This is a genomic window from Paenibacillus baekrokdamisoli, from assembly GCF_003945345.1.
GTDB classification, from domain to species: Bacteria; Bacillota; Bacilli; order Paenibacillales; family Paenibacillaceae; genus Paenibacillus_Z; species Paenibacillus_Z baekrokdamisoli.
In genome coordinates this window covers 2,271,811-2,296,090 of record NZ_AP019308.1, presented here as the reverse complement: position 1 = coordinate 2,296,090, position 24,280 = coordinate 2,271,811, and the positions used below count along the sequence as shown (strand labels likewise).

The window sequence follows — 24,280 nt, the reverse complement described above, 5'->3', positions numbered from 1 at the left end:
GATGAGAACGAATACCCGATATTCTGTCGTCGTCCCTATGTATAACGAGGAGGCTGTCATTCAAGAAACCTATCGAAGATTGAAGGCGGTTATGAGTAAGACGGGAGAAGCCTATGAGCTTCTCTTCGTGAACGATGGCAGCAAGGATCGCAGCGCGGAGATCGTTAGGGAGTTCAGCTACTGGGATCCAACCGTGAAATTAATTGATTTCTCGCGAAACTTTGGACATCAAATCGCAATTACAGCAGGCATGGATTATACCGTTGGGGATGCGATCATTGTTATTGATGCGGACCTTCAGGACCCGCCTGAGCTTATTCTTGATATGATTGCCAAATGGAAAGATGGCTTTGAGGTCGTGTATGCACAGCGAACCAAACGAAATGGCGAATCTAAATTTAAGAAATGGTCCGCCAGCTTGTTCTATCGTGTACTCAGAGCCTCTACAGAAATACCGATTCCAGTGGATACCGGAGACTTCCGATTGATGGATCGAAGAGTGGTGGATGAGTTGAAACGGCTGCCCGAGAATAACCGATTTGTCCGAGGTTTGGTCAGCTGGGTAGGCTTTCGTCAGACTGCGCTTGAATATGAGCGGGATGAACGACTGGCAGGTGAAACGAAATACCCGCTCAAACGGATGATCAAACTTTGCTTGGACGGCATTACTTCCTTTTCCTATAAGCCGCTTAAATTAGCAGGCTACCTTGGTGCCATGCTGTCTGGTTCAGGATTTCTCTATTTCTTGTACGTGCTTTACCAGGCGATATTTACAGACGCAACGATTAAAGGCTGGCCATCTATGATTGGTGTCATGCTTATCTTCAACGGCTTCGTATTGCTGATGCTGGGTGTGCTAGGTGAATATGTCGGGCGAATATATGATGAAACGAAAGCGCGTCCGCTCTACATCGTGCGTGAGAGCTATGGCATCCAGAGTAGTAAAGATAAGCCGGTACTGCATCGGATAAGCCGTTATGAGTGAAATCACTGTCGGAAGCGCTGATAAACGTACCTTTACCATTTATGTGATATTGCTCCTCTTCTGTGCGGGGGTCGTAAGGCTCCTGCTTGCGGAGCAATATTCCGGATTTATATCGGATCAAGGCTTATTCGTACAATGGATGGAATCGGTTCGGGAAAACGGACTTGGCGGTGCTTTCGCGGTAAACGGGAGTATCAATTATCCCCCGCTTTTTCTAGGAATGCTTGGATTGTATGGCGATCTTCTTCACCTACTGGGCATTTCGACGCAAGCGGGAGCGGTTTCCTTTAAGTTTATTCTCATCATGATCGATTTGGTGGCCATTCTACTTGTGGTCAGACTGACAGCGGGAATAGCCAATTATAATTGGCGGGCCTTCGTTATTCTCCTCTTCGCGCTTAATCCGGCACTTATGACGGATAGTGCGGTCTGGGGTCAAGTCGATTTGCTGCATAGTATACTGATGCTGCTCGCCGTAATCGGACTAACGAATCGTCCACTTTGGAGCGGCATTTTGTTCGCTTTTGCCCTGTTAACCAAATTTCAAGCGATAACGGTTCTGCCGGTTATGGGACTGTGGCTTCTTCTTATTCTTATCCGAGAAAAGCAATACCGTCCGCTTCTATTATGGGTGAGTGGATTCGCTGGCCCTTGGATTTTGACGATTATCTACTTTGGAGCAACCGGCAGTTTGACGAAGATGATCCGCCAAGCTTATACAGACGCTGTCGGCTTCTACTCCTCGGCATCAATGAATGCGATGAATATTTGGTTCCATATCATTGGAGTCGACCCAGGTACGAATGACACGCAAACAATAGCAGCTGGAATATCTATGCGAAATTTTGGTTTTCTCTTATTATTCGCAGCTGTAATTGGCATATGTCTCTATATGTATTATTCGCGTGAGGATCGTACCACCATGCTGTTAAAAGCTTCAGCGACCCTCTGTTTTTCCTTCTTCATGCTGCCAACGGAAATTCATGAGCGTTACAGCATTCCAGCACTCGTGTTTACTTTACTAGTTATTAAACATGACAAACAATGGACATGGTCTGCGGGACTATTAACCCTTACCATACTTATGAACTTAGTGATCGTGCTTAATAACGATGTCACGGCCGGCAACGGCATATGGATGGCAATCGTGAATGTTCTTGTCCTGATTGGGATGTTTGGGTCGCTATGGATGGGAGTTAAGAGGAGCTGCAAGCCATCCGTTGTAAAAGAAGTTGGTGAACGATGATGAGAGTAACCAAGCTAGCCGGACTCGTCCCTATGCTAAAGTTTGGCTCGGTAGGATTAATCAATACGGTTGTTGACATAGCGGTATTCACACTGTTAACGACACTCGGTGTAACAGCGATCGTGGCACAAGTCATTTCCTATAGCTGCGGTGTGCTCAACAGCTATTATATGAATAGAAGCTGGACCTTCCAGAAGAAAAAGCAAGTGCGCGGGCAGTGGTTGAAGTTTCTGGTAGTTAATTTAATTTCCCTTGCGGTAATCACAGTGCTGCTATCACTCTTACATGAGCATACAGAATTACCTTTATTCTTTTGCAAGCTAATCGCGACGGCCTTCAGCGTCGTCTTGAATTATATAGGCAGCCGATATTGGGCATTCGGTTCGCGAGCGAACAACAAACCAAATATGCTTCAGGAGTGATACCTATGAAGATTCGAAAAGCTGTTATCCCTGCCGCGGGCTTTGGAACACGATTCCTTCCGGCAACCAAAGCTCAACCAAAGGAAATGCTGCCGATTGTAGATAAACCGGCTATCCAATATATCGTCGAAGAAGCGGTGAAATCCGGAATCGAGAGCATCATTATCGTGACGGGCCGCAATAAGAAATCCATTGAGGATCACTTTGATAAATCAGTCGAGTTAGAGCAAGCCTTGCTTGATAAAGGGAAGCTTCAGCTATTAGGCGAGGTACAAGCGATCAGTGATATGGCGAGTATCCATTTTATCCGCCAAAGGGAGCCACTTGGACTTGGACATGCCATTCTGTGTGCTCAGCAGTTTATCGGGGACGAGCCATTCGCCGTCCTTCTTGGCGATGATATCATGGTAGCTGAACCGCCTGCGCTGAAGCAGATGATACATGTCTACGAAGAATTCGGCAAACAGGTCATAGGTGTAAAGCATGTCCCTGATTCGGAAGTTAATAAATATGGGATCATCGATTCGTTATCCAAATGGGATAGTGTCCACGAAGTGACGGGATTGATTGAGAAGCCTACACTTGCCGAGGCCCCGTCCAATATGGCCATTATGGGTCGATACATTCTAGAACCTTCCATCTTTGCGGTTATCGAGAAAATGGAGAAGGGAGCGGGCGGCGAGTATCAGCTGACCGATGCCTTGAATACGATCTGCCAAAGAGAGGGAGGAGGTCTTATGGCGCTTGAGCTGCAGGGAAGTCGTTACGATATAGGTGATAAGTTCGGTTATATTAAAGCGATACTTGAGATTGGGCTTCAACGTGAGGAGCTGAGCCACTTGCTTGTTCCGTATTTAAGGGGACTTGTTAGCTGGTCTAAGCTGGTCAATCCAGCAGCGGTTCATTCGTAATTAGATCGAGAAGCTGGTACAATAAATGAATTGTAAGTAACATTATTTTTGGTGTAACGTCATTTTAGATGAGTTGAACTAGAGATACAACAAGTGAGCGGAGCAGATGGATGATTCTGGAGAAGCGTTAGCGTTCGCCTTTGAGACCGGATTTCCCCCTTATCAGGGACCAAAACAAGAAATCCGGGCTCAACAGCGATCGGAAGAACATACCATCTGTGCAGCGGCTCATTGTTCGTTTCTTAAGTTCAACTTATATAGATGACCTGCCAGTGAAGGAGATCGACCATGAATACAGATAAGAATGCTCAACTCTCTGCTTCAAATGCAGGGCAAAGGGCTTCTGCTGGGCGCATTCTCATCGTTACCGCTGTTCAAGCAGAGAAGGATGCTGTACTGCGGGGGCTTCAAGGCCATGCTGGCGTGGACGTGCTTGCAGGTGGTGTCGGTCCCATTGCCACGGCAGCAAGTACAGCTGCAGCATTAGCAGGCACCGAATACAGCTTGGTCATAAGCGCTGGAATTGGGGGCGGCTTCGTCGGTCAAGCGGAAGTAGGTTCTGTAGTCCTTGCTACAGATATCGTATCAGGTGATCTGGGTGTTCAGACAAGTGATGCTTTCCTCAGCTTTGAAGAGCTTGGGTTCGGAACAACTAAATTTCGAGTCAATCCGGCTCTTGTAAGTAAGCTTGCTGCTGCGCTGCAAACAATAGGATTAATTGTCCTTACCGGCCCGATACTGACGGTATCGACCGCAACGGGTACGGCTGACCATGCTGCACGATTGGCTTTACGTATTCCAGGTGCAGCAGTAGAGGCGATGGAAGGGTATGGCGTAGCAACCGCAGCTAGTAATCGAGGGATACCCGTTCTCGAAATACGTACGATTTCGAATCAAGTAGGTCCAAGAGATCGGGATGCTTGGCGTATCGGAGATGCACTGAAGGCGCTTGAAGCAGCTAGTTCAGTTCTAGCGGAGGTATTATTATGAGAATTGCTTTCTCACCTTGTCCGAATGACACGTTTATCTTTCATGCCTTGGTCCATGGACTTATACCAGATGCGCCCGAGCTTGAAGTAACGTATGCGGACATTGATATAACGAATCAATGGGCGACCGGGAGCGAAGGCGATGCTGAAGTGCCGGAAGTCATGAAAATTTCTTATGCAGCTTTACCCTACGTCTTGTCCGATTATGCGCTGCTGCCGTGCGGAGGTGCGCTCGGCCGAGGCTGCGGTCCGCTTGTGTTAACACAGAACGGTTCATCGAGCAGTACGGATTTGTCAGCGCTGGCAGGCAAGCGTGTAGCTGTACCAAGCGAGAAATCCACGGCGTATCTATTATTCCGACTATGGGCTGCGCAGCAGGTGCCAGGCGGAGTGGGCGAAATTATTGTTATGCCGTTCCATGAGATCATGCCTGCGGTAAGAGACGGTCTTGTAGATGCTGGACTAGTTATTCACGAGGCTCGGTTTACGTATCAGAACTTTGGACTGCACCTGCTTACGGATCTCGGCAGTTGGTGGGAATCGGATACGGGTTTGCCAATCCCGCTGGGTGCGATTATAGCGAAGCGTTCGTTGAATTTGGACCAGCTTGCGCAGTGGATTAGGGCTTCGGTGGAATATGCCTGGGCGCATCCTGAACTTTCTAAGGCTTATGTACTCGATCATGCGCAGGAGCTTTCACCTGAAGTTGCACAAGCACATATTGATCTTTATGTGAATGAATTCTCTGCAAACCTCGGTGATGATGGATACGCTGCGATCGAGGCACTGCTTGGACGAGCCTCTCAGGAAGGTCTTGTGCCTTCGTTTGACCTCGCGAAATTCCGCTTAACTCCTTAGGTCGGTTTAAGATAAGAGGTGGAATAGACCGACAGCCAAGTAGTAGGTTGTCGGTCTATTTTTTGGACGGAATCGCCTACTATATTCACTATGAAGCGTTCCCATCTTGACATATTCGTTCGAATTGAAGCATCATGTTCTTATGATGTAAGCGAAAGGAATTTATCCATGGCTGATAATATGGTTAAACAAATGATTGATGTCATGTCCAAGAGCGGCTGGAGAATTACGGAGCAGCGTCGGATGCTCGCAGAAATTTTCTCCAAATCGGAGGGGTATTTGTCCCCAAAGGATGTATACGACCAAATGTCGGTGTCCTATCCAAGCGTAAGCTTTGATACTGTTTATCGTAATTTGCGGCTGCTTAGTGAGATGGGCGCCCTAGAGCAGTTTTATTTTATGGATGGCGGATTGAAATTTAGAGGCAGCTGCTCGAACCACCATCATCACCATCTAATCTGCATCAATTGCGAGAAAACATTAACCTTCGAATATTGTCCGATGGAGCAAAAGCTGGAATTACCGGGTGATTTCAAAATAGTAAATCATCGATTCGAAGTTTATGGGATCTGTGAGAGCTGCCAGCAAGAAGCTGCATCAGCTAATTAGACTCCTCTATCCTCAAATTCATCAAATATGAATCGAAAGAACAGCTCTTAGCGCTGTTCTTTTCCGATATGGAAATGAATTCCAATGGTTAAAGCTGGTCATGTCTATGAGTTGGATTCGAAGAGCAGCTGGCTATATTCCGGTAAAATTGCTTGTGAGAAGGTCATTGATGATATAACGAAGCTATTGGTAAAAAAGAATTTTAAAAACTTGGACTAAGGCTGCAAGCCTTAATGAACGCAGTTGTTCATTCCATGTTAGAAGCCATAAGTGAAATGAATAATTGAAGAAGGCGATACCCGTCGAAACGAAACGGGTATCGCCTTCTTCTGTTCAATAGGTTGACTATTTACGGAACTTAGGGAGTAAAGGACGAAGTGTGCGTATGAGCACTACAGCGACCACAGCTTTAATGATATCTCCAAGCAGGAAAGGGTAACAGCCGCCCTTGAGTGCTGCCGATAGCGTATAATTGGCTTTATAAGCGAGCCAAGGTACCCCGGTTATGTATACCAATACGATACCAAATGCGATTATACTAATAAATAGAATGACAATCGACTTCGCGTTTAGTGTCTTGCTGCTGCGGAACAATTTATCACTAACAAGTCCGATTAACAGGGCGGCAATAGGAAACATCCATATAAACCCGCCTGTTGCTCCAAATATCAAGGGCAGTCCGCCATTACCGTGCAAGAGTGGAAGTCCAGTTGCCGTTAATAGCAAAACAATGAGAATACTCCAGAATCCATATACAGCTCCAAGAAGACCGCCAGCCAGCATAACCGCTAATGTCTGCAGTGTGATAGGAACACTCGTGTATCCAAGCGGAACCTTGATCCAGCTGAATGCGATGAACAAAGCGGAGAACAGCGCTGTAAAGACGATACCTCGAATCCAGTAAACAGAGCTTGTTTGCGTGGAGAGAGGGGTTGTTGTTTGTGATGGTATAGACATTGTTAAATCTCCTTTATCATGTTATCTTAATAAAATAATTGTTAACTTATATCATTATGCTTTGGTTAACATATCGAATTCTATCACGGGATTAGCGGTTTGGGAAGAGGGAAATTCGCAATGAATCAAAAAAATAACGATGACTTTGTTTTAGCTGCGGTCACTGTGGCAGGTTCAGCTGAATCAAGCGGCAAGTCTTCCGCATTAAGATTGGATCGTATGAATTTAACTGTATCACCCGGTGAATGGATAACAATCGTAGGCGTGAACGGCAGTGGAAAAACCACGCTAGCTCGGATTATGGCAGGGTTAACAGTAGAGGAAGCAGGAGGCTATATGAACCGTGGTTTTGCAGGTGATCGGCCTGCTCCTTATGTCATGCAGCAGCCCGATGCACAGTTATTCGGTGAGACACCGCGTGAGGAAATCACTTTTGCTTTGGAGTGGCTTCAGCTGCCTGCAGCCGATATTCCTGTGAAGACTGATGCCATCTTGATGCTGTCGGGACTACAGTCAATCGCGTATTTTCCTTGGGCAAATCTCTCCGGTGGACAACGCCAACTCGCCGCGATCGCAGCAGCTACAGCTGGGAATGCACCTCTAATTGTTTTTGATGAGGCAACCTCTATGCTGGATGACCGATCTCGCGAGCGGGTCTATCACATTGCAAAAGAGCTGAACGCAGCGGGCAGTTCAGTGGTCTGGGTCACCCAGCGCTTGGATGAGCTGGAGTCTTCCTCACGTGTGATCGCATTAGCAGAAGGCAGGATTATCTTCGATGGGTCGAGTGAGCATTTTCTATATGGTGAGCCAACACCCTCTTTGCCTTCTGCTATGTCTAGCTCAACGCCTTGTGAGCAGTGCGGTCTTCGTTTGCCTTATTTGGCTTCTTTAGCTATGGAGCTGAAGCGGTTGGGTCAATTACAGTCTCCGCTTCCCATAACTGTAGAGGAGTGGCGAAGGGCGTTGAACGTAGGATGAATAATTCCATGAACATGACATTACGAATTCGTGGCTTGAAGCTGATCGAGGATCAAGCAGATACTGGTATTCCACCTGAAAAGGGTCAATTGGAGCTGCGTTTGGAAACGGGGTCCATTACGGTATTAATGGGGCCCAATGGTGTGGGCAAGACAAGATTGATGGAGATTACAGCAGGTTTGAGAAACCCCTCAGAGGATCTTGACATCCACTATGGCAATGAACGTCTCTGGGTCCGTAATTATCTGAGGATAAACCAGCGAAACCCGAAAGCCTTGCTTGCATACAGCTACTCCTGCCAATCTCCTGAGGAGCAGTTATTTGCTCGATCCGTAGAGGACGAGCTTAATTATGTGCTAAAACCTTATGAAATAGAAACGGATGAAAAGAAGCAGCGGATGGAGGAAGCACTGCAGGCAGTAGGGTGGGACGTCTCCAAGCTGTCTCGTGATCCTTATCGGATGAGTGGGGGGGAGCGAAGACGTACAGCTCTGGCTTGTTTATTCGCAGCGCCGGCGGCTTGGCTGCTGCTGGATGAGCCAACGGCTGGACTTGATGCTGGCGGTCATGCCCAGCTAAGCGCCCAGCTCCAGAAATGTGCAGCGGCTGGGCAAGGTGTACTATTGATTTCACACGAAAGTGATTGGGCACTAGGAATTGCTGATTCCATCCTATTAATGCAAATGGACGGGAGAATTCGGAAATGTAGCCGAGAACAGATATTAGCGCATCCCGAATGGCTAGAACAAGCGGGGATGACTGTGCCAGCATGGCTGCAAATTGCCCATGCCTTATGGAAAAAAGGTATTCCTGCGGATCAGATCTGGAATCCTGCTGTATTGGCCTTAGGAATTGCTTCCGCTTCCCATCGCGATGACACAAGGCAAGATGAGAGGTTCAAGGAACAAGTGAAGAAGGAACCCTTTACGAATTCGAAGCTATTGGTAGATGATCGTTCGAACTTCTATAAGACAAGAGTTCCAAGCTCGTCACCTCTTGCTTCGTTTGATCCACGTGCAGTCTGGTTATCTTACTTGCTTCTCTCTTCCTTCATGTTAATGCAGCGAAGCTGGTCAGGAATCGCTATAATCACCGCATTAACTGGACTTATCATTATAGTAGGACGCATTCGATTGCAGCGCTGGCGAGGGCCGATTATCACACTTAGTTTCTTTACGATCATGATGGCGATCTTCGCCGGCTTCACAGCGCCAGGAGATGGAACCCTGTGGAACACACAAGCCTTTCTCATCTCAATCCGTTCCCTCTTGAAGCCATGGCTTGCGATGCTGGTTGGATTAGGTCTTCCGCTTGCTGTCACTCCTTTGCGCCTTCGACGTTCACTTGAACAGCTGTTTTCCAGACGTGGTCGTGTTCCGGTGCTCGGGATGAAGATTATTCTGACTATAACGCTGCTGCTTCGGTTCGTACCTGTTCTTCTTATGGAGTGGGAACGCTTCTCGCGAGTTTCGATCGCTAGGGGTAAGGTTACCCGTAACAATTGGAGGGGGAATATAACGAGAATTCGGGATATCGCCATTCCCTTCATGCTGTCTCTCTTTCGTTTAGGTGATAATGTGGCTAATGCACTGGAGAGCAGGGGAGTTAGCATGTCTCGAAATCCAACGTTAATGAAGGGGAACAATTGGAGAAAACGTGATTCATTACTGCTTGCTGTCATCATTGTTCTATGTTTATTATTGTGGTGGTGGGCGTTCCATTCGGCTGTGTAGGCTGCTGTGTTGGACTTAGCTTGCTGGACAGATTCAAGAAACTTTCTTATTTGGAATAGGGATCAAGCCGCGCTAATGCGCGGCTTTTTTATCGTCTTGGAACAAAAAGGCAGAACAGCCATTCAACATAAATGAACCGATAAGGGGTAACCTAATTCCTATCTACAGGAATGGGTATGAAGGGCTGAGAATGGGTATAAGAGAGGCGAGGTGAAGGAGATCCATGATCAACAGATTCAAGCGATTATTAATTGGTCGGCCAATGAAGAGTGCCGAGATTGAAGGAGAGAAGCTGAGCAAGCTGAAGGCGCTTGCCGTCTTATCATCCGATGCGTTATCCTCCGTAGCTTATGGTACCGAACAAATCCTTATTGTATTGATGGTCGCGGGCTTCACGGCCGTCTGGTACTCTATTCCCATCTCTATTGCTGTTCTAGGCCTTCTTTTTATTCTGATTCTGTCCTACCGGCAGACGATCTTCACCTATCCGGCCGGAGGCGGCGCTTATATTGTGGCAAAGGATAACCTCGGCGTATCCTCCGGCTTGCTTGCTGGTGGCTCGCTTCTTATCGATTACCTATTAACCGTCGCGGTTAGCTCCTCTGCGGGAACAGATGCGATCACTTCAGCTTTTCCATCCTTACATGATCATCGGGTTCTTATCGCTTTAATGATGATTCTTTTCCTGACCATTATGAATTTACGCGGAATAACGGAATCCGCGTCTGTACTAGCGATACCGGTGTATTTATTTGTGGCGGCGATCTTCCTTCTCATTCTCTCCGGGGTTATCAAATATGCAACAGGCGGGATTCATGCGGATGTGCCTGAGATAGGTACCGTGGTTAACAATATTAGTTTATTTCTTCTTCTAAAAGCATTCAGCTCCGGTTGTTCTGCCTTAACAGGCGTCGAAGCGGTGTCGAATGCGATACCCAACTTCAGGAAGCCTGCTGATCGCAACGCTGCCGCTACACTTATTATGATGGGCTCCCTTCTGGGGATTATGTTCATCGGCATCAGCCTGCTGGCTTACTGGTATGGTATCAAGCCGAATCCCAAAGAGACGGTTGTGTCCCAAATTGCAGCGATCACCTTCGGACGCGGCATCTTTTATTATATCATTCAAGGCATAACCGCTTTGATTCTCTTCCTTGCCGCTAATACGGCTTATGCAGCTTTTCCACTACTCGCTTTTATGTTGGCGAAAGACAAATATATGCCCAACATGTTCATGGTGAGGGGAGACCGCCTTGGTTTCTCTAACGGTATTATCGTTCTAGGTCTATTCTCGGCTGTTCTCGTCATTGCTTCGAAGGGGGAGACTGAGAATCTGATCCCCTTATATGCAGTTGGCGTGTTCATTCCATTCACCCTTTCTCAGCTTGGAATGATGGTCTACTGGCTGAAGCGGAGGCCACCTCGATGGGGGAGCCGATTCCTTGTGAATACAATTGGCATGTTAACAACACTGGTCATTACACTGATCTTTATTTTCACGAAATTCTCACAGGTATGGCTGGTATTTTTGTTCCTGCCTGTTGTTATTTTTATTTTCTACTATATCCATCAGCATTACATGAATACGGCTGATCAATTAAGGATCAACGTCCAAACCGATCAGCCACACCTGAAAGGCAGTACGATTGTTGTTCCTGTCGCTGGTATTACGCGAGTCGTGATGAATTCACTTAGTTACGCGTTGTCACTGACGGATAATGTGGTTGCCGTTTATGTTGGCTTTGATGATGAAGGAATCGAGCGGATGGAGAAGAAGTGGGAGGAGTGGAATCCTGGTGTCCGCTTGATCACGCTGCGGTCCAGCTATCGAAGCATTATTAAGCCTTTGTTGAAGTTCATTGATACGATTGAGTGGAAAACAGCTGAGACAGACCATATTACGGTGCTTATCCCTCAATTTATTACAAAGCACTGGTGGCAGCACATTCTGCATAATCAGACCAGCCTGCTTCTTCGAGCCTATTTATTCAATCAAAAGCATGTCGTAATTGCGACGGTTCCTTACCGTTTGCAACGATAAGGAAGAGGGAAAGGATAGATTTCATAGGAATCTATACTTTTTCTTTGAGCCGAGGAATGATATGATTAATAACGGGTGAAAACAAACAATGACAAATAACAACACAGTCAATGACAATCAAAATGAACAGCAAACGAATGAAGAGGAAATTGCACGCTTAATTGAAGTGCTTGACAGTAATGCCAGGCATGCGCTCAACATTATGTTTGAAGGCGACCAAGTGGATGGGCAAATATTGACCCACGAGCTGTATGGTCCAATCTTCACTTACAGGGTTCAGCTTCAAAATGGTGACGGTTATGTTTGCGGCTTTTTCATGCGTGAGTTGCTTGAGAAATTCCAAAACAATGCAAATCCAGCCCTGTGGCTTGCTTCCTTTTTCTCTGATCTTATGCAGCAGGAAGGCGGTAAGCTGCTGCCGAAGCCTCCAGAGTCGGAGGATGAGGCAAAGGTTCTGATTGATGGAACGATTGTTCCTTACTGTGCGAGAACGATTCGCGAAGAGTTCAATCAGGAGCAAGTGTATGTGGATTTGGAGTTCCATGAAGAGCATGGTCCAGTGCTTGAAGCAGGATTCACTTCCATTCAAGATGGCAACAACGTATGTGCCATACCGCTTCACATTTTAATTTCGCACTATTTGCTTAACCGCGATCCTGCTGAGCTGCTCATCCAGGGCCTTTATCGCATTCGTGAGGAGCATGGACTTGAATAGTGTCCAAGCCTCAAGTGAATGAAACCGAAAGATTCATCCATACTAAAGGGACAGCCTGAGCAATCAGGCTTTTTCCTTTGTTAAGTAACGAAATCGTAACAATATCTTCGTCTTAATTGGAAATATCATGGTACGATTAATATGCGCGATAGCAGCGTCTTAATAAAGAACATTGCTCTAAAAGGCATGGCATAGATGCTAAGAAACTTTTATGAAAAAGGGGAGAATTATAATGGGGGTACCAGTAGGGGTTTGGGTTGTAGCAGCGATTATCGTTGTCTTGCTTGCTTGGATGACCATTTGGATTACGAATAAAGCTTATTCAAAAAGATGGGAAGACCACGAGCATCAGATTGATAAGGATCATAAATGAAGCCTGAATTGAACCGGGCGTATATCATTCAGCTGTTGGAGCTGCTTCTACGCACTCCAAGTCCAAGCGGTTATTGTATGCAGATCATGAAGATCGTTCAGGAGGAGGCAGCAAAGCTTGGTTATGAAGTTGAGCTGACTCCAAAAGGGAATGGGATCATAACAATTCCCGGCACACATTTGGAATCTACAGAAGTAATTGGTTTATCGGCTCATGTGGATACGCTTGGTGCGATGGTCCGTTCGATTAAGTCAAATGGTACCCTTAGGTTTACGCCAATAGGCGGCTACGCGATGCAAACAGTAGAAAGTGAATACTGCCTCATTCATACCAGAGAAGGCCGCACTTATGAGGGTACGGTTCTAAGCACTAAGCCATCGGTCCATGTCTATGCAGATGCACGGGATTGGAAGCGCGAAGAGGCCAACATGGAGATTCGACTGGATGAACTTGTGCTGACCAAGGAAGATGTCACGAAGCTTGGCATTGCTGCTGGCGATTTCATCTCTTGGGATCCACGCACTAGAATACTCAACAACGGATGGATTAAATCACGGCATTTAGATGATAAAGCTAGTGTAGCTGCATTGTTCGGGATGCTGGAGTGGTGGAAGCGTGAAGGCGTTAAACCTGAACGTACCATTAAGCTGCTTTTATCGACATATGAAGAAGTTGGGCATGGCATGTCCCATATACCGCCTGATATTACGGAATTAATTGCAGTAGATATGGGAACAATTGGGGATGATCTCGCCACGACGGAGCATGATGTTTCGATTTGTGCGAAGGATTCTTCAGGGCCATATGACTATAGGATGACATCGAAGCTCATAGAGCTTGCCAAACGGGAACAAATCCCTTTCGCGGTCGACATTTATCCTCATTATGGATCTGACGCTTCAGCGGCACTCCGAGGAGGAAGTAATATACGGGCTGCATTAATAGGTCCGGGTGTGCATGCCTCTCACAGTATGGAGCGGACAAATACGGATGCTATTGTGAATACTGCTGCTTTGCTGCTTGCCTATGTGATGGAGCCATCCATCTGGTAGAATGGATAAATATCGAGTTTAATATTGGAGTTCATAGAAGCTCTCCCTGCCTTTCAATAAGGTAGAGAGAGCTTTTTTGTTCAAATATAAGAAAGTATAAGTTTCCTCTATACTTTGCTTATATTTCAGAGGGAAGAAGCTTGCTTCGCCGCCAAGGACGGCGCTAGCCGTTTCTTCTTGATTCAGACCGCTAAAAGACTATTCATTATGAATGAGTCAGTCTTAGCTGATACTGCTTACGGGCATTTAGGGGGGAAGCCTGGAACTTAATTTGAAACTCTCGGCTAAAATGTTGACTGTTTACAAACCCGCATTGTTCGGCAATGAGTGAGACGGATGCCGACGTTCCACATAGGAGCCGATAGGCTTCATTGAGCCTAACTGTCTTCAAATAGGCCATAGGGGTCTGGTTGAAATGCCTCTTGAATATTGTGAATAACGCAGAGCGAGAGTATGGAAATCGCCGGAGCAATACTTCAATAGTTAATGGATCTGCCATATGCTCTCGAATGAATGCGACAATCGGCAGCAGCTCCATGGATAGAGCAACATTGACATTGCTGTCGGCGACGGGAGTGCTAATACGAAGTAGAGTCGACAATATCAAATGAGTGAGCGTTTGGCGCTGAGCGATCTTCGGAATGCTGAGAGTCTTCTCTTTCAGCAGCAGCAGCTCCTGCATCCACCCGCTTAATAAGGCTCCTGTCTCGGAGTCAGTCTTTGGGGGCAGGGTGTATAGGGAAAACACATCAATCGTTTCATAAATGTAATATTGACAATGAAAATATCGATAAGTCATCTCTCGTTCGTTAGATGTGGCGTGGTGTGTAATATGGAGGGGAACATGAGCGGTAGCCAAAAAGAACTCATCTCCTCTTACGACTACATTGCCTTGGGGTGACACCACTTCGTAGAAGCCGTCCACGGCCTGGGCGATGATCGTGTAGGGTACTGATTTCTCATGCACCCATCCGTGAGCTCCCTTCCCAAAGCCGACATCAAAAAATTTTAACTGTATGGCATGATCTGGGAAATTCTGAAAAATGTTCATAGGCCCCCCAACTGACAGCTAGCTATACGCACAGATAAAAATTAGAAACCTACAGGTACTCTCATTACAGGTGAAATTGAGTACACTCCTATTATTAATATAGTTAGAAAAGCTAGTCAAGTCGGAGGAGGACGATAAGATGGAGTATTCAATTTGTTTTACCAAGAAAGAACAAGCTGAGTGTGTAGAGATTCTCAAACCGCTCGAAGCAGCCCCGGGATTTATACTAGGCCGCACATTGTATTCGTTAATCAGCCCAGGAACAGAGCTGAACCACGGTTACCTGCAGGAGCATTCGAATAGCTATTACCCCGGCTATGCCTCGGTATTTATTGTCGAGAGCATCGGTGAAGGTGTCGAGAATGTAAGGCTGGGTGAGCAACGGTTCTGTATGGGACCTCACCGAAGCTTCCAACATGTGCAGAGTAATGATACGCTGTCCGTTCCGGAAGGATTAAAGGCGGAAGATGCGGTTGTCGTACGTCTGATGAGCATCGGTTTGACAGCACTTACTACAACAGCGGCTAAGCCCGGGGATCATGTGATTGTCAGTGGCGCGGGGCCGGTAGGGTTGTTAGCTGCGTTTCTGTTTCAAAAACATGGCTACGTTACGGGCATTGTTGAACCAAGTGAAGAACGCCGTAATATTGCAGAGCTAGCTGGAATTAAGCAGACTTGGGCGGAATTCCCGATCCAGGATCCGGAATGGAATGGTCGTACAGCGCTGGTGTTGGATTGCTCAGGCCATGAAGCTGCTGTGTATAAGGGTTGTCAAGTCATTAGACGTCGCGGAGAGGTAGTACTATGTGGTGTACCGTGGAAACGTTATACGGATTTGACCGCGCAGGAATTACTTCATGCGATTTTTCACCAATATGCTATTGTTCGCAGCGGATGGGAATGGGATATTCCTAACCATGCAGATCCATTTTCACCGCACAGCATTTTTAATAATTTATCCTATGGGCTCAAACTGTTGTCTGAGGGGTTGCTTCAAGCGGCTCCCATGTCTCGTCATTGGTCTCCAAGACAAGCACAGGAAGTCTATGCCGGATTAGCCCAGCGTCGGATCACAGAGCTGTTCAATCTATTTGATTGGAGTGAAGGAATATGATTCGATTGGGAGGACCTGTCGAAAGCAGTCAAACGGAGGATCCACAAGCTTGGATAGAAGAACTTAAGATGCTTGGATATAGGGCTGCCTTTTGCCCTGAATTATCGCTAGAACGGCCTGAGCAATTGAAATTGTTTCGTCAGGCTGCGGAGAATGCGGATATTGTCATTGCTGAAGTAGGGGCATGGAGCAATCCTCTTAGCAGGGATGAGGTCGAGCGCGCCGCTGCCATTCGTCTCTGTCAAGAAAGATTGTCCCTTGCTCAAGAGGTTGGGGCACGGTGCTGCGTGAACATCGCAGGTTCCCTAGGCAGTACGTGGGATGGACCTCATCCGGACCATTTTACCGATGAAACTTTCGCCCTTATCGTCGATAGCGTACGGGAGATTATTGATGCTGTGAAGCCCTCTGATACATTCTATACCCTCGAAATGATGCCTTGGATGCTTCCGGATAGCGCTGATACATACATCAGACTGATCAAGGCCATTGACCGCAGCGCATTCGGGGTGCACATCGATCCCGTTAATGTGGTGACTGGACCACGCCTATTGTATGGGACTGCGAATCTACTGAAAGATATCATCGGCAAACTGGGAGCATGGATTCAAAGCTGTCATGCTAAAGACATTACCATACAGCAGCAATTAACTGTGCATCTAGATGAAACACGCCCAGGATTAGGGCATTTGGATTACCGTGCCTACCTTAGCTTGCTTCATGATCTGAATCGCGACGTTCCCCTGATGTTGGAGCATCTGCCCAACCAGGAAGAATATCGAAAGGCGGCTAACTACATTCGCAGCAAAGCGGGAGAGCTGGGCATTTCTTTGTAACAATAACGGCCGAGAAGCATTGCTTCTGTTTGCAAAATACCATTAAGAAGATACCCTGGAGGTCGCGGTAACAATAAAACATACTGAAATTGAGGCTAGCGTTGGACGCGGAGGCTAGGAGAAAAATGAAAGGACCGCCCAGAAATTGGACGGTCCTTCTAGTTTCCTCTATACTTGGCTTGTATTTCAGAGGGGAGAAACTTGCCTCGCCGCGAAGGACGACGTAAGCCGTTTCTTCTTCATTACTTTTTAGATGCTAGCCAATTTGTTAAATTGGTAATTTCATCCGCGGTCAATGTTCCTTTGAAGGCTGGCATGCCGCCACCGCCATTTTGAATCTGCGTTGTGATTTGTGCAGTTGTAAGTTTACCACCAACCTTCTGCAGATTCGGCCCAACGCCTCCACTCAGATTTGCCGCATGACAGCCGACACATTGTGCTTTGTAGACGGATTCAGCTGTCGCAGTAGTAGTTGTTGTAGTTGTATTGCCGGTGTTGTTCGTGGTTCCTGTGCCAGTAGAAGGTGCAGGTGCAGGTGCAGGCACATTCGTATTCGTGTTGGTTTTGTTCCCACATCCCGTCGCAGCTAAAGCAATAAATGCCGCTGCAATCAGAAGCATGGATAATCGCTTCCTTGTCATTTTTGGAACCTCCTCAAAGTTATTGCGTGGCTCTGCCAGGCGGTACCGGACAAACGGTAACGCAGAGCAAAAACTCACATCGAAAGCATAAGCAAAGTTATTGCGTGGCTCTGCCAGGCGGTACCGGACAAACGGTAACGCAAAGCAAAAACTCACATCGAAAGCATAAGCAAAGTTATTGCGTGGCTCTGCCAAGCGGTACCGGACTGCTATATTAGTGATTACGTCGATGGGACTTCTGTATAAGATTTCCCTATTTTTTTGTGTACATGCATGAGAAGTGAAAACGAGGTTGAAACGAATAACATGGGCATGTTTGGATATAGTAAGGGTATCCCATGGATGAAAATGTTGGGATATTCCGTTTCAATTTCTGGTGGAGGCAGGCAACAATATGGACAATAGCGAAGATCTCGTTCGTCATTTGACCGAGCTTCGGAAACGGCTCATTTATGTGGCGAGCTGCTTTGCGGTAACCCTTTGCGGGGGATTGTATCTCTCGCCGTCAATTCTGCGATTTATTAAATCACGGCCAAGCACAGCACCAGTGGAGTGGAATGTCTTTTCTTTTACAGATGGCCTCTTCATCTATCTGCGCTGCGCATGCTTATTCGCCGTTCTTTTCACACTACCGCTGCTCCTTTATCAGATATGGGCGTTTATTCGTCCAGGCTTAAGCGATAGTGAGGCCAAAGGAACGTTGTCTTATGTACCGATATCGTTCCTTCTGTTTCTTGTAGGGATATCCTTTAGCTACTTCCTCGTATTCCCGATGATGCTGCGTTTTATGGAACAAATGAACCAAAGCATCGGAGCAGTAGAGACTTATGGCATTGATCGGTACTTCTCGTTTCTGTTTAATGTGGTTTTCCCGCTCGGAATTGCGTTTGAAATGCCGCTTATCATTTTGTTTCTGACAAGGCTGGGCTTACTGAACCCAAGCAGACTGCGCAGCACTCGGAAGTTTGCCTATGTGGGACTTGCTATCGTAGGCTCGTGCATTTCACCGCCAGATTTTGTTTCCCATTTATCGGTAACGGTTCCCTTGCTGATCCTCTTTGAGATCAGCGTCCTCATTTCCGTGAGATACTATCATCGAAGAGGAATGGCGGCCATACCGACAGCTAATTAATATGAAATAAAGGAGAATGAAATTTATGTTCAACAATATTGGGATATCTGGGCTTGTAATCATCCTGCTCATTGCGCTGATCGTATTTGGTCCGGCCAAGCTTCCTCAGCTCGGTAGAGCCTTTGGCGATACATTGCGCGAATTCCGTAATTCCACAAAAGGAATTGCAGATGACGATGAAGTGGAAACGAAGGTTATTGTTAAAGAAGAGCAGCCTAAACTGCTATAGCTTTGGCAAAGGCAAGCAATATGCAAGCAATATGCCAGAAATATGCAAGCAATAAGGAGCTATCCGGAGGGTCTTCATGGACCAATGGACAAGCTCTTTTTCCATTTATAAGGTGAATTTCAACCTGCCACAACAAAAGAGCGACAAAGAGCAACAAAAGAGCTCTCCTAAGTAGAAATTAGGAAAGCCCTGTTAAGTTTGCAGTCTTCTATACCAGCGACCCGCCCTTGCTTCGATAGGTTAGAATCCCCTCTGCCGCGCGGTAAGCCATTGCCCCTACGGTGCCAGTTGGGTTGTAGCCTGCATTTTGCGGGAATGAACTGGCTCCAACTACAAACAGATTATCGTAATCCCACATTTGCGAATAGGTGTTAACAGCTGATGATTCAGGTTTTGATCCCATAATGACACCTCCGGTATTATGTGTGGACTGGTAGGTTGATATATCGTAAGGTCCAAGCTCCTTGAGCTGGTCAATATGATCGGCGCCCATTTCCTTTAGGATATCTGCAGATTTTGTGGCTAGATACTTGGCTAACTCCCGATCTTGTTCTTCGAAGTCAAAGGTGATCCTCAACAGGGGATCGCCATAAGCATCTTTAAAGGTCGTATCTAAGTCCAGAAAATGATGCTTATACGACATCGAGCTCCCTTGTCCGCCAACGGATAAGGCCCGGTTCGCATACTTAATCGAATTCGCTTTGAATTCCGGGCCCCATGCAGGTGTACCCGCTGGAGTAGGATTGTTCAGAATTGGACGAAGTCCAGTTTGAGTAATGGAGAGAGAGCCCCCATGGATAAATTTCAAGTTAGAGTGGTCAAAATTATCGCCATTATAGTCATCCAAGGTAACGCCTAGCGCACCTGCCCCGGCAAAATTGTTGAACTGCTGCTTTTCGAAGAAGCCGACTGCATTTCCTTTGATGACCTGATACGCATAGTTTTTGCCAATTACACCTTTACCTGAAGCAGCGTCGTAAGGCTTGCCGACTCCCGACATGAGCAGCAGCCGAACGTTATTGAATACATAGCTGGTCATTACAACAATATCTGCAGGCTGCTCGATTTCCTCGCCTGTCGTGACATCGGTATAGAGTACGCCGGTTGCCTTATTCCCATTATGTAAAATACGTCTTACCTGCGAATGGGTGCGAATTTCGAACTTGCCAGTCTTCTTCGCCACAGGGATAACCGTCACAACTGGGTCAGCCTTCGCACCGTATTCACAGCCGAACCTTTCACAGTAGCCGCAATATTGACAGGCCGCACGAGAGATGCCATCCGGATTCGTATACGGTTCAGATAGATTCGCCGATGGCAGCATGTAGGGATGAAGGTTCATCTTGGTTGTCGAGTCGATGAACATCTGCATGGCAGGCGATTTCTTCATCGGAGGCGTTGGATAAGGAGCGGATCGTTTACCCCCTAGCGGATTCGCCTCACCGGAAATACCTGCCGTTTTCTCGAATTTGTCGTAATATTTCTCCAGCGTATCGTAAGTGATACCCCAGTCTTGGATGGACATATCGGCGGGGATTTTATTCTTCCCATAACGCTCAATTGTTTTACTGCGAATTTCAAAGTCGTAAGGCAGGAAGCGATACGTTTGACCGTTCCAGTGAACCCCTGATCCACCGAGACCATCACCAATGAGGAAAGAACCATACTGCCTCATCGGCAGTGCGCGAATTTTCTCCGTACTGCGGAAGGTGATGGTTTCCTTGGATAAATCCTGCATTAGGTCATAACGAACGCCATAACGCAGCTCATCATGAACCATGAAGTAATCCTCAGTCTTCCTCTCCCGACCTTTCTCCAGCCCGACAACATTGAGGCCGCTCTTCGTAAGTTCGGATGCGATGATACCGCCAGCCCATCCTACTCCAACAATGACGACATCTGTTTTTGGTAGTCTCTTAGTCATTACTTTTTCCCTCGTTTCCCTAATGCGTCGCCATATGTTCTTGGAGGCTGCTCGCAGCAATTTTCGTAAAATCTTTGTCGACGACGGCGGTGTAGCTCATCTGATTGCCCGGATAATTACGCATTTTCCAACCGAGCATATTGGCATTCCCACCATATAATGGATCGCTGTAAGCGCCCTCGATGGTGTTGCCCCGGAGCATTTTGAAGAAGCCGCTTGGGGAAATTGTCGTAAGTTTAACCTCGTCGGACTCAAAAGCCTTCAGTACAGCATTCTGCTGTTCACCCGTTAATTGGGGAAAATTTTCTTTATATTTCACTTGGCTGTAGTTTTGAACTTCCCTTAGCGCAATCTCATACATTTCTCTACGTTTCAAGCGACCTTGATAGCCTTGAACCTTCTCACCAGTGTAGAAGGGGGGAGACATGTACTCACGTCCATTAAACCCATAATCACCTGCAAGCTGGTGATCGATAAAGAAAGCAACTCCTAGCTCGCGAGCACCCGCCCCGTTACTATCTGCGGGAAAAATTCGCTCTGTCGCAGCATCCACGATCGCAAACTGTTCGGACGTGAAGAACATTAATGCCCGGTTGAAGTTAGCCGCCGCTGCTGGTGTTGGTGCAGGCGTTGCCGGTTTAGCGGGTACTGTCGTTTTGGTTTTGCCGCGAATTAAGCTGCCTAGTGCACCGCCTACAACAACACCACCAATTGCATAGCCAGTATTGACTAGAAATTTCCGTCTGGAAGGCTCAGGAACATTGCCCTGCTTTGTCGGTTTGTTGTTATTCGTTTTGTTATTATCATTAGCCATTTGCTCACTCCCTGCTTATATTCTTTGTTAGTATTTTTCCAAAAATATACCTTTATACATTTCCGGTAAAATGGAGAACCTTATCGTTAAATAAGTCATGTAAATAGGAATCGGAGGAGCTGCTATGAAAGGGTTGAAATTGCTATCGGTGCTCACTATTGGCGCGTTTCTTATGACAGGCTGTCAGACCAATGTGAATCGTAAACAAGTTGAGGTGAAGACTGTCCTACCAGGGCATACTCCCGCGCACCAAATGAAGTTATTACAGGATGCGAGTGTCATTCCAAGCACCGATCGAATCAAAAAACAAACAACGAATGAGCATGGCTTGACAACCTATGGTTTGGGAAGCTCCGTTTACAGCCAGATTGGCAGCTCAGGACTGCATGGGGATGGTATTTCTAATCATTTGGAATCACGCCTCAGCAGTAAGGGGATCAAGGATGTAAAGGTGTTTGTTTTCGATGATACGCTAATCTTAGCAACGGTGAAGCGGGAGCTGACTGCGACGCGTTATGACCCGATGCAGGAAAAGGTATTGAGCGGAACGGCGGGCTTCTCTGGAAGAGGGAAAGAGCCAGGCAAACGGGTTGGAACTTACGGCACCGGCGATAAAGTCACAGGGGACAATCTGGATATGGCTGCTAAGGAGCTCCAGACCATCTTGGGAGGTAAAGTGCATGTTCTAAAGATAGTCAGTCCGAAAGCAGTAGAAACGATTACTCGAATGAGAAGCTATACCGATGATCCAACCGCACATGCCAGACATTTCGGTCAGGATATACAATTATTATTAGAGCTTGCGGCGAAAAGCGGGCGATAGGTGGTCCAAGCTAGAACTTAAGAAACGAACACCTGAGCCGCTGCACAAATGGAATGTTCTTCCGATCGCTGTTGAGCCCGGATTTCTTATTTTGTCCCCTGATAAGGGGGAAATCCGGTCTCAAAGGCGAACGCTGACGCTTCTCCAGAATCATCCATCTGCTCCGCTCACTTGTTATTTCTCTAGTTCAACTTATATAGATAATGTTTAGACATGAATAATGCCTCATTTCAGAAGATGATATGGGGTTTTTTTTGTTATGGAAATAACCTTATAATGAAAGGATTGAAATATTAATATGGTTACGAAATGGAGTGTTAGCAATGACTACGACTCGAAGACAGGTATTTACAGGTTCACCTTGGGAGGATTTAGTCGGTTACTGCCGTGCAGTTCGAGTGGGGAACCGAATTGAGGTGGCAGGGACGACGGCCATTAAAGATGGAGAAATTGTCGGAATCGATAATCCCTATGAGCAAACAAAGTGTATTCTTCAAATCATAGAGAAAGCGTTGGCTGAATTAGGCGCTGGAATGAGCGATGTTGTAAGAACGAGGATGTTTGTTACAGATATATCGAGATGGGAAGAGATCGGTAAGGCTCATGGTGAGTTCTTCCATTCGATCAAACCAGCAGCGACGATGGTAGAAGTTAAGGCGTTAATTGATCCACGACTGTTGATTGAAATCGAAGTAGAAGCAATCATGGAATAAAGTGAGACATGCGATAGATACCGAAATGACGAAATCGCTCGTTCTAGCTGGTTTACAAAAATCAGATCTATCGTTATACTCATAACAAGAGGTACATATTCTCCTATTATGTACATATGTACATGGGATTGGAGGTTTACAGATCGCATGTCTGAGATTAACCATGAACGTTTTCGGTTATTAGTGAAAATATGCCAGCTTTATTACGAGGATGGCTTGAATCAACAGGATATTGCAGGGAGGCTCGGTCTTTCTCGCCCCCATGTCAGCCGAATGCTGACAACCGCGAAGAATGAAGGGATTGTCAAGATCTCAATTAACAATCCATTCTCCACGGAACAGGAGCTTGAGAAGAAAATTATTGAGATCTTCGGCATTCATGATGCACTTATCATAGATTCTGGGGAAACGGATCTGAATAGACTCTATGCTGAGCTAGGCCGTACTAGTGCGGCGCTTATCGAATCCATGCTGCGGGATAGGGATATCGTCGGGATCATGGCTGGGAGAACGGTAGCGAGTGCAGCAGAAGAACTCGATTTTTTTGCAAGAGAGGGGCTGCAGTTTGTTCCATTGGTTGGAGGTTGGGGTCCCGTAGGTGCTTCGTGGCATGCAAGCTCCAACACGATGGCTTTCGCGAATAAGCTCAAATCCAACTATTGGATTATGCATGCACCAGCTATTGTCGCTAGTGAGGAGACAGGTATTCTACTGCGTCAGGAACCGGAGATCGAGCGGGTGCTTCAGCTTGGGAAGCAAAGTCGTGTTGCTGTAGTGAGTATTGGCGAGGTGAACGAAGAGGCAACCATGGTGCAATCCGGTAATTTCTGCTCTGCTGATATGGCTTTTCTGGAAGAGAGAGGGGCGGTAGCAAACCTATGTGCTTCCTTTCTTGATCGCAGCGGCTGTGAGATTGATTTTCCGGGAAAACAGAGATTTATCGGCTTGACTGCAAGAGAGCTGCGCGCTGTACCAAATGTGATTGGAATTGCGGGAGGTGCCAGGAAGGTTGAGGCCATAACGGCGGCACTTCGCGGCAAATGGATCGATATCCTAGTCACAGACGCAGCAACAGCACGGGCAATCATTGCGTATCACACAAGTAATGAAAGTATGTAGGAAGGGGATAGG

Annotated in this window: 25 protein-coding genes; 20 read left to right on the top strand and 5 right to left on the bottom strand. The window is 46.7% G+C overall.

All coding sequences use genetic code 11. The annotated features are described in order from the left end of the window. Nucleotide 1: 1 nt before the first annotated feature. From EKN16_RS10190 to EKN16_RS10160, 7 genes are all read left to right on the top strand, one after another. Nucleotides 2-985 carry a glycosyltransferase family 2 protein gene (locus EKN16_RS10190; protein WP_125656122.1) on the top strand — a complete coding sequence of 328 codons (984 nt, stop codon included), beginning with the start codon at nt 2-4 and terminating at the stop codon, nt 983-985. Further along, complete coding sequence (locus tag EKN16_RS10185; protein WP_125656119.1) at nt 978-2,231, top strand: hypothetical protein; 1,254 nt, start codon at nt 978-980, stop codon at nt 2,229-2,231. The genes EKN16_RS10190 and EKN16_RS10185 overlap by 8 nt, the downstream gene beginning before the upstream one ends. Continuing rightward, nucleotides 2,228-2,653 (top strand): GtrA family protein, encoded by a 426-nt coding sequence (locus tag EKN16_RS10180; protein WP_164522758.1) that lies wholly within the window; start codon nt 2,228-2,230, stop codon nt 2,651-2,653. Before EKN16_RS10185 ends, EKN16_RS10180 begins: the two co-directional genes overlap by 4 nt. A gap of 5 nt (nt 2,654-2,658) precedes the next feature. Then, on the top strand, nt 2,659-3,564 hold the full coding sequence (gene galU, locus EKN16_RS10175; RefSeq protein WP_125656116.1) for a UTP--glucose-1-phosphate uridylyltransferase GalU: 906 nt from the start codon (nt 2,659-2,661) through the stop codon (nt 3,562-3,564). Between the two features lie 288 nt (nt 3,565-3,852). After that, nucleotides 3,853-4,554 carry a futalosine hydrolase gene (locus tag EKN16_RS10170; protein ID WP_125656113.1) on the top strand — a complete coding sequence of 234 codons (702 nt, stop codon included), beginning with the start codon at nt 3,853-3,855 and terminating at the stop codon, nt 4,552-4,554. Next, on the top strand, nt 4,551-5,411 hold the full coding sequence (locus EKN16_RS10165) for a 1,4-dihydroxy-6-naphtoate synthase (RefSeq protein WP_125656110.1): 861 nt from the start codon (nt 4,551-4,553) through the stop codon (nt 5,409-5,411). Before EKN16_RS10170 ends, EKN16_RS10165 begins: the two co-directional genes overlap by 4 nt. Nucleotides 5,412-5,579: 168 nt before the next feature. Then, the gene (locus EKN16_RS10160) at nt 5,580-6,020 is read left to right on the top strand and encodes a Fur family transcriptional regulator (protein WP_125656108.1); all 441 of its coding nucleotides are present in this window, start codon (nt 5,580-5,582) and stop codon (nt 6,018-6,020) included. 345 nt (nt 6,021-6,365) lie between these two features. On the opposite strand, the gene EKN16_RS10155 is transcribed toward EKN16_RS10160, so the two are convergent. Continuing rightward, the gene (locus tag EKN16_RS10155; RefSeq protein ID WP_125656105.1) at nt 6,366-6,977 is read right to left on the bottom strand and encodes a biotin transporter BioY; all 612 of its coding nucleotides are present in this window, start codon (nt 6,975-6,977) and stop codon (nt 6,366-6,368) included. 120 nt (nt 6,978-7,097) lie between these two features. Here EKN16_RS10155 and EKN16_RS10150 point away from each other — a divergent pair, with 120 nt between their 5' ends. The 6 genes from EKN16_RS10150 (at nt 7,098) to EKN16_RS10130 (ending at nt 13,872) form a co-directional block, all read left to right on the top strand. Then, a complete protein-coding gene (locus EKN16_RS10150) occupies nt 7,098-7,958 on the top strand; it encodes an energy-coupling factor ABC transporter ATP-binding protein (protein ID WP_125656102.1) in 861 nt (286 codons plus the stop codon). 8 nt (nt 7,959-7,966) lie between these two features. After that, nucleotides 7,967-9,691 carry an ATP-binding cassette domain-containing protein gene (locus tag EKN16_RS10145; protein WP_164522757.1) on the top strand — a complete coding sequence of 575 codons (1,725 nt, stop codon included), beginning with the start codon at nt 7,967-7,969 and terminating at the stop codon, nt 9,689-9,691. 223 nt (nt 9,692-9,914) lie between these two features. Then, on the top strand, nt 9,915-11,732 hold the full coding sequence (locus EKN16_RS10140) for an APC family permease (protein ID WP_125656097.1): 1,818 nt from the start codon (nt 9,915-9,917) through the stop codon (nt 11,730-11,732). 88 nt (nt 11,733-11,820) lie between these two features. Beyond that, nucleotides 11,821-12,447: a hypothetical protein gene (locus EKN16_RS10135; protein WP_125656094.1), complete on the top strand. Its 627-nt coding sequence runs from the start codon at nt 11,821-11,823 to the stop codon at nt 12,445-12,447. Between the two features lie 232 nt (nt 12,448-12,679). Beyond that, the gene (locus EKN16_RS32190; protein WP_164522756.1) at nt 12,680-12,820 is read left to right on the top strand and encodes a hypothetical protein; all 141 of its coding nucleotides are present in this window, start codon (nt 12,680-12,682) and stop codon (nt 12,818-12,820) included. Further along, a complete protein-coding gene (locus EKN16_RS10130) occupies nt 12,817-13,872 on the top strand; it encodes a M42 family metallopeptidase (RefSeq protein WP_125656090.1) in 1,056 nt (351 codons plus the stop codon). Before EKN16_RS32190 ends, EKN16_RS10130 begins: the two co-directional genes overlap by 4 nt. Before the next feature lie 205 nt (nt 13,873-14,077). Here the strand turns inward: EKN16_RS10130 and EKN16_RS10125 are convergent, their stop codons facing one another. Next, nucleotides 14,078-14,923 carry a helix-turn-helix transcriptional regulator gene (locus tag EKN16_RS10125; RefSeq protein WP_125656087.1) on the bottom strand — a complete coding sequence of 282 codons (846 nt, stop codon included), beginning with the start codon at nt 14,921-14,923 and terminating at the stop codon, nt 14,078-14,080. A gap of 139 nt (nt 14,924-15,062) precedes the next feature. Between EKN16_RS10125 and EKN16_RS10120 the strand changes: the two genes are divergently transcribed. Both EKN16_RS10120 and EKN16_RS10115 read left to right on the top strand, forming a co-directional pair. Further along, on the top strand, nt 15,063-16,037 hold the full coding sequence (locus EKN16_RS10120; RefSeq protein WP_125656084.1) for an MDR/zinc-dependent alcohol dehydrogenase-like family protein: 975 nt from the start codon (nt 15,063-15,065) through the stop codon (nt 16,035-16,037). Further along, a complete protein-coding gene (locus tag EKN16_RS10115) occupies nt 16,034-16,873 on the top strand; it encodes a sugar phosphate isomerase/epimerase family protein (RefSeq protein WP_221226687.1) in 840 nt (279 codons plus the stop codon). Before EKN16_RS10120 ends, EKN16_RS10115 begins: the two co-directional genes overlap by 4 nt. Nucleotides 16,874-17,115: 242 nt before the next feature. Here EKN16_RS10115 and EKN16_RS10110 read toward each other — a convergent pair whose 3' ends face one another. Next, the gene (locus EKN16_RS10110) at nt 17,116-17,514 is read right to left on the bottom strand and encodes a c-type cytochrome (RefSeq protein WP_164522755.1); all 399 of its coding nucleotides are present in this window, start codon (nt 17,512-17,514) and stop codon (nt 17,116-17,118) included. A 394-nt stretch (nt 17,515-17,908) separates the two neighbouring features. Here EKN16_RS10110 and tatC point away from each other — a divergent pair, with 394 nt between their 5' ends. After that, nucleotides 17,909-18,646 carry a twin-arginine translocase subunit TatC gene (tatC, locus tag EKN16_RS10105; protein WP_125656081.1) on the top strand — a complete coding sequence of 246 codons (738 nt, stop codon included), beginning with the start codon at nt 17,909-17,911 and terminating at the stop codon, nt 18,644-18,646. A 25-nt stretch (nt 18,647-18,671) separates the two neighbouring features. Next, a complete protein-coding gene (locus tag EKN16_RS10100) occupies nt 18,672-18,875 on the top strand; it encodes a twin-arginine translocase TatA/TatE family subunit (protein WP_125656078.1) in 204 nt (67 codons plus the stop codon). 208 nt (nt 18,876-19,083) lie between these two features. Here the strand turns inward: EKN16_RS10100 and EKN16_RS10095 are convergent, their stop codons facing one another. After that, the gene (locus EKN16_RS10095; RefSeq protein WP_125656075.1) at nt 19,084-20,799 is read right to left on the bottom strand and encodes a GMC family oxidoreductase; all 1,716 of its coding nucleotides are present in this window, start codon (nt 20,797-20,799) and stop codon (nt 19,084-19,086) included. A 19-nt stretch (nt 20,800-20,818) separates the two neighbouring features. Then, a complete protein-coding gene (locus tag EKN16_RS10090) occupies nt 20,819-21,613 on the bottom strand; it encodes a gluconate 2-dehydrogenase subunit 3 family protein (RefSeq protein WP_125656072.1) in 795 nt (264 codons plus the stop codon). 124 nt (nt 21,614-21,737) lie between these two features. Between EKN16_RS10090 and EKN16_RS10085 the strand changes: the two genes are divergently transcribed. From EKN16_RS10085 to EKN16_RS10075, 3 genes are all read left to right on the top strand, one after another. Continuing rightward, nucleotides 21,738-22,436, top strand: a complete 699-nt coding sequence (locus EKN16_RS10085) for a hypothetical protein (protein WP_125656069.1) — start codon at nt 21,738-21,740, stop codon at nt 22,434-22,436. 323 nt (nt 22,437-22,759) lie between these two features. Continuing rightward, nucleotides 22,760-23,149 (top strand): RidA family protein, encoded by a 390-nt coding sequence (locus EKN16_RS10080; protein WP_125656066.1) that lies wholly within the window; start codon nt 22,760-22,762, stop codon nt 23,147-23,149. Between the two features lie 147 nt (nt 23,150-23,296). Further along, nucleotides 23,297-24,268, top strand: coding sequence for a sugar-binding transcriptional regulator (locus tag EKN16_RS10075; RefSeq protein WP_125656062.1), 972 nt, complete (start codon nt 23,297-23,299; stop codon nt 24,266-24,268). The last annotated feature ends 12 nt before the right edge of the window (nt 24,269-24,280 follow it).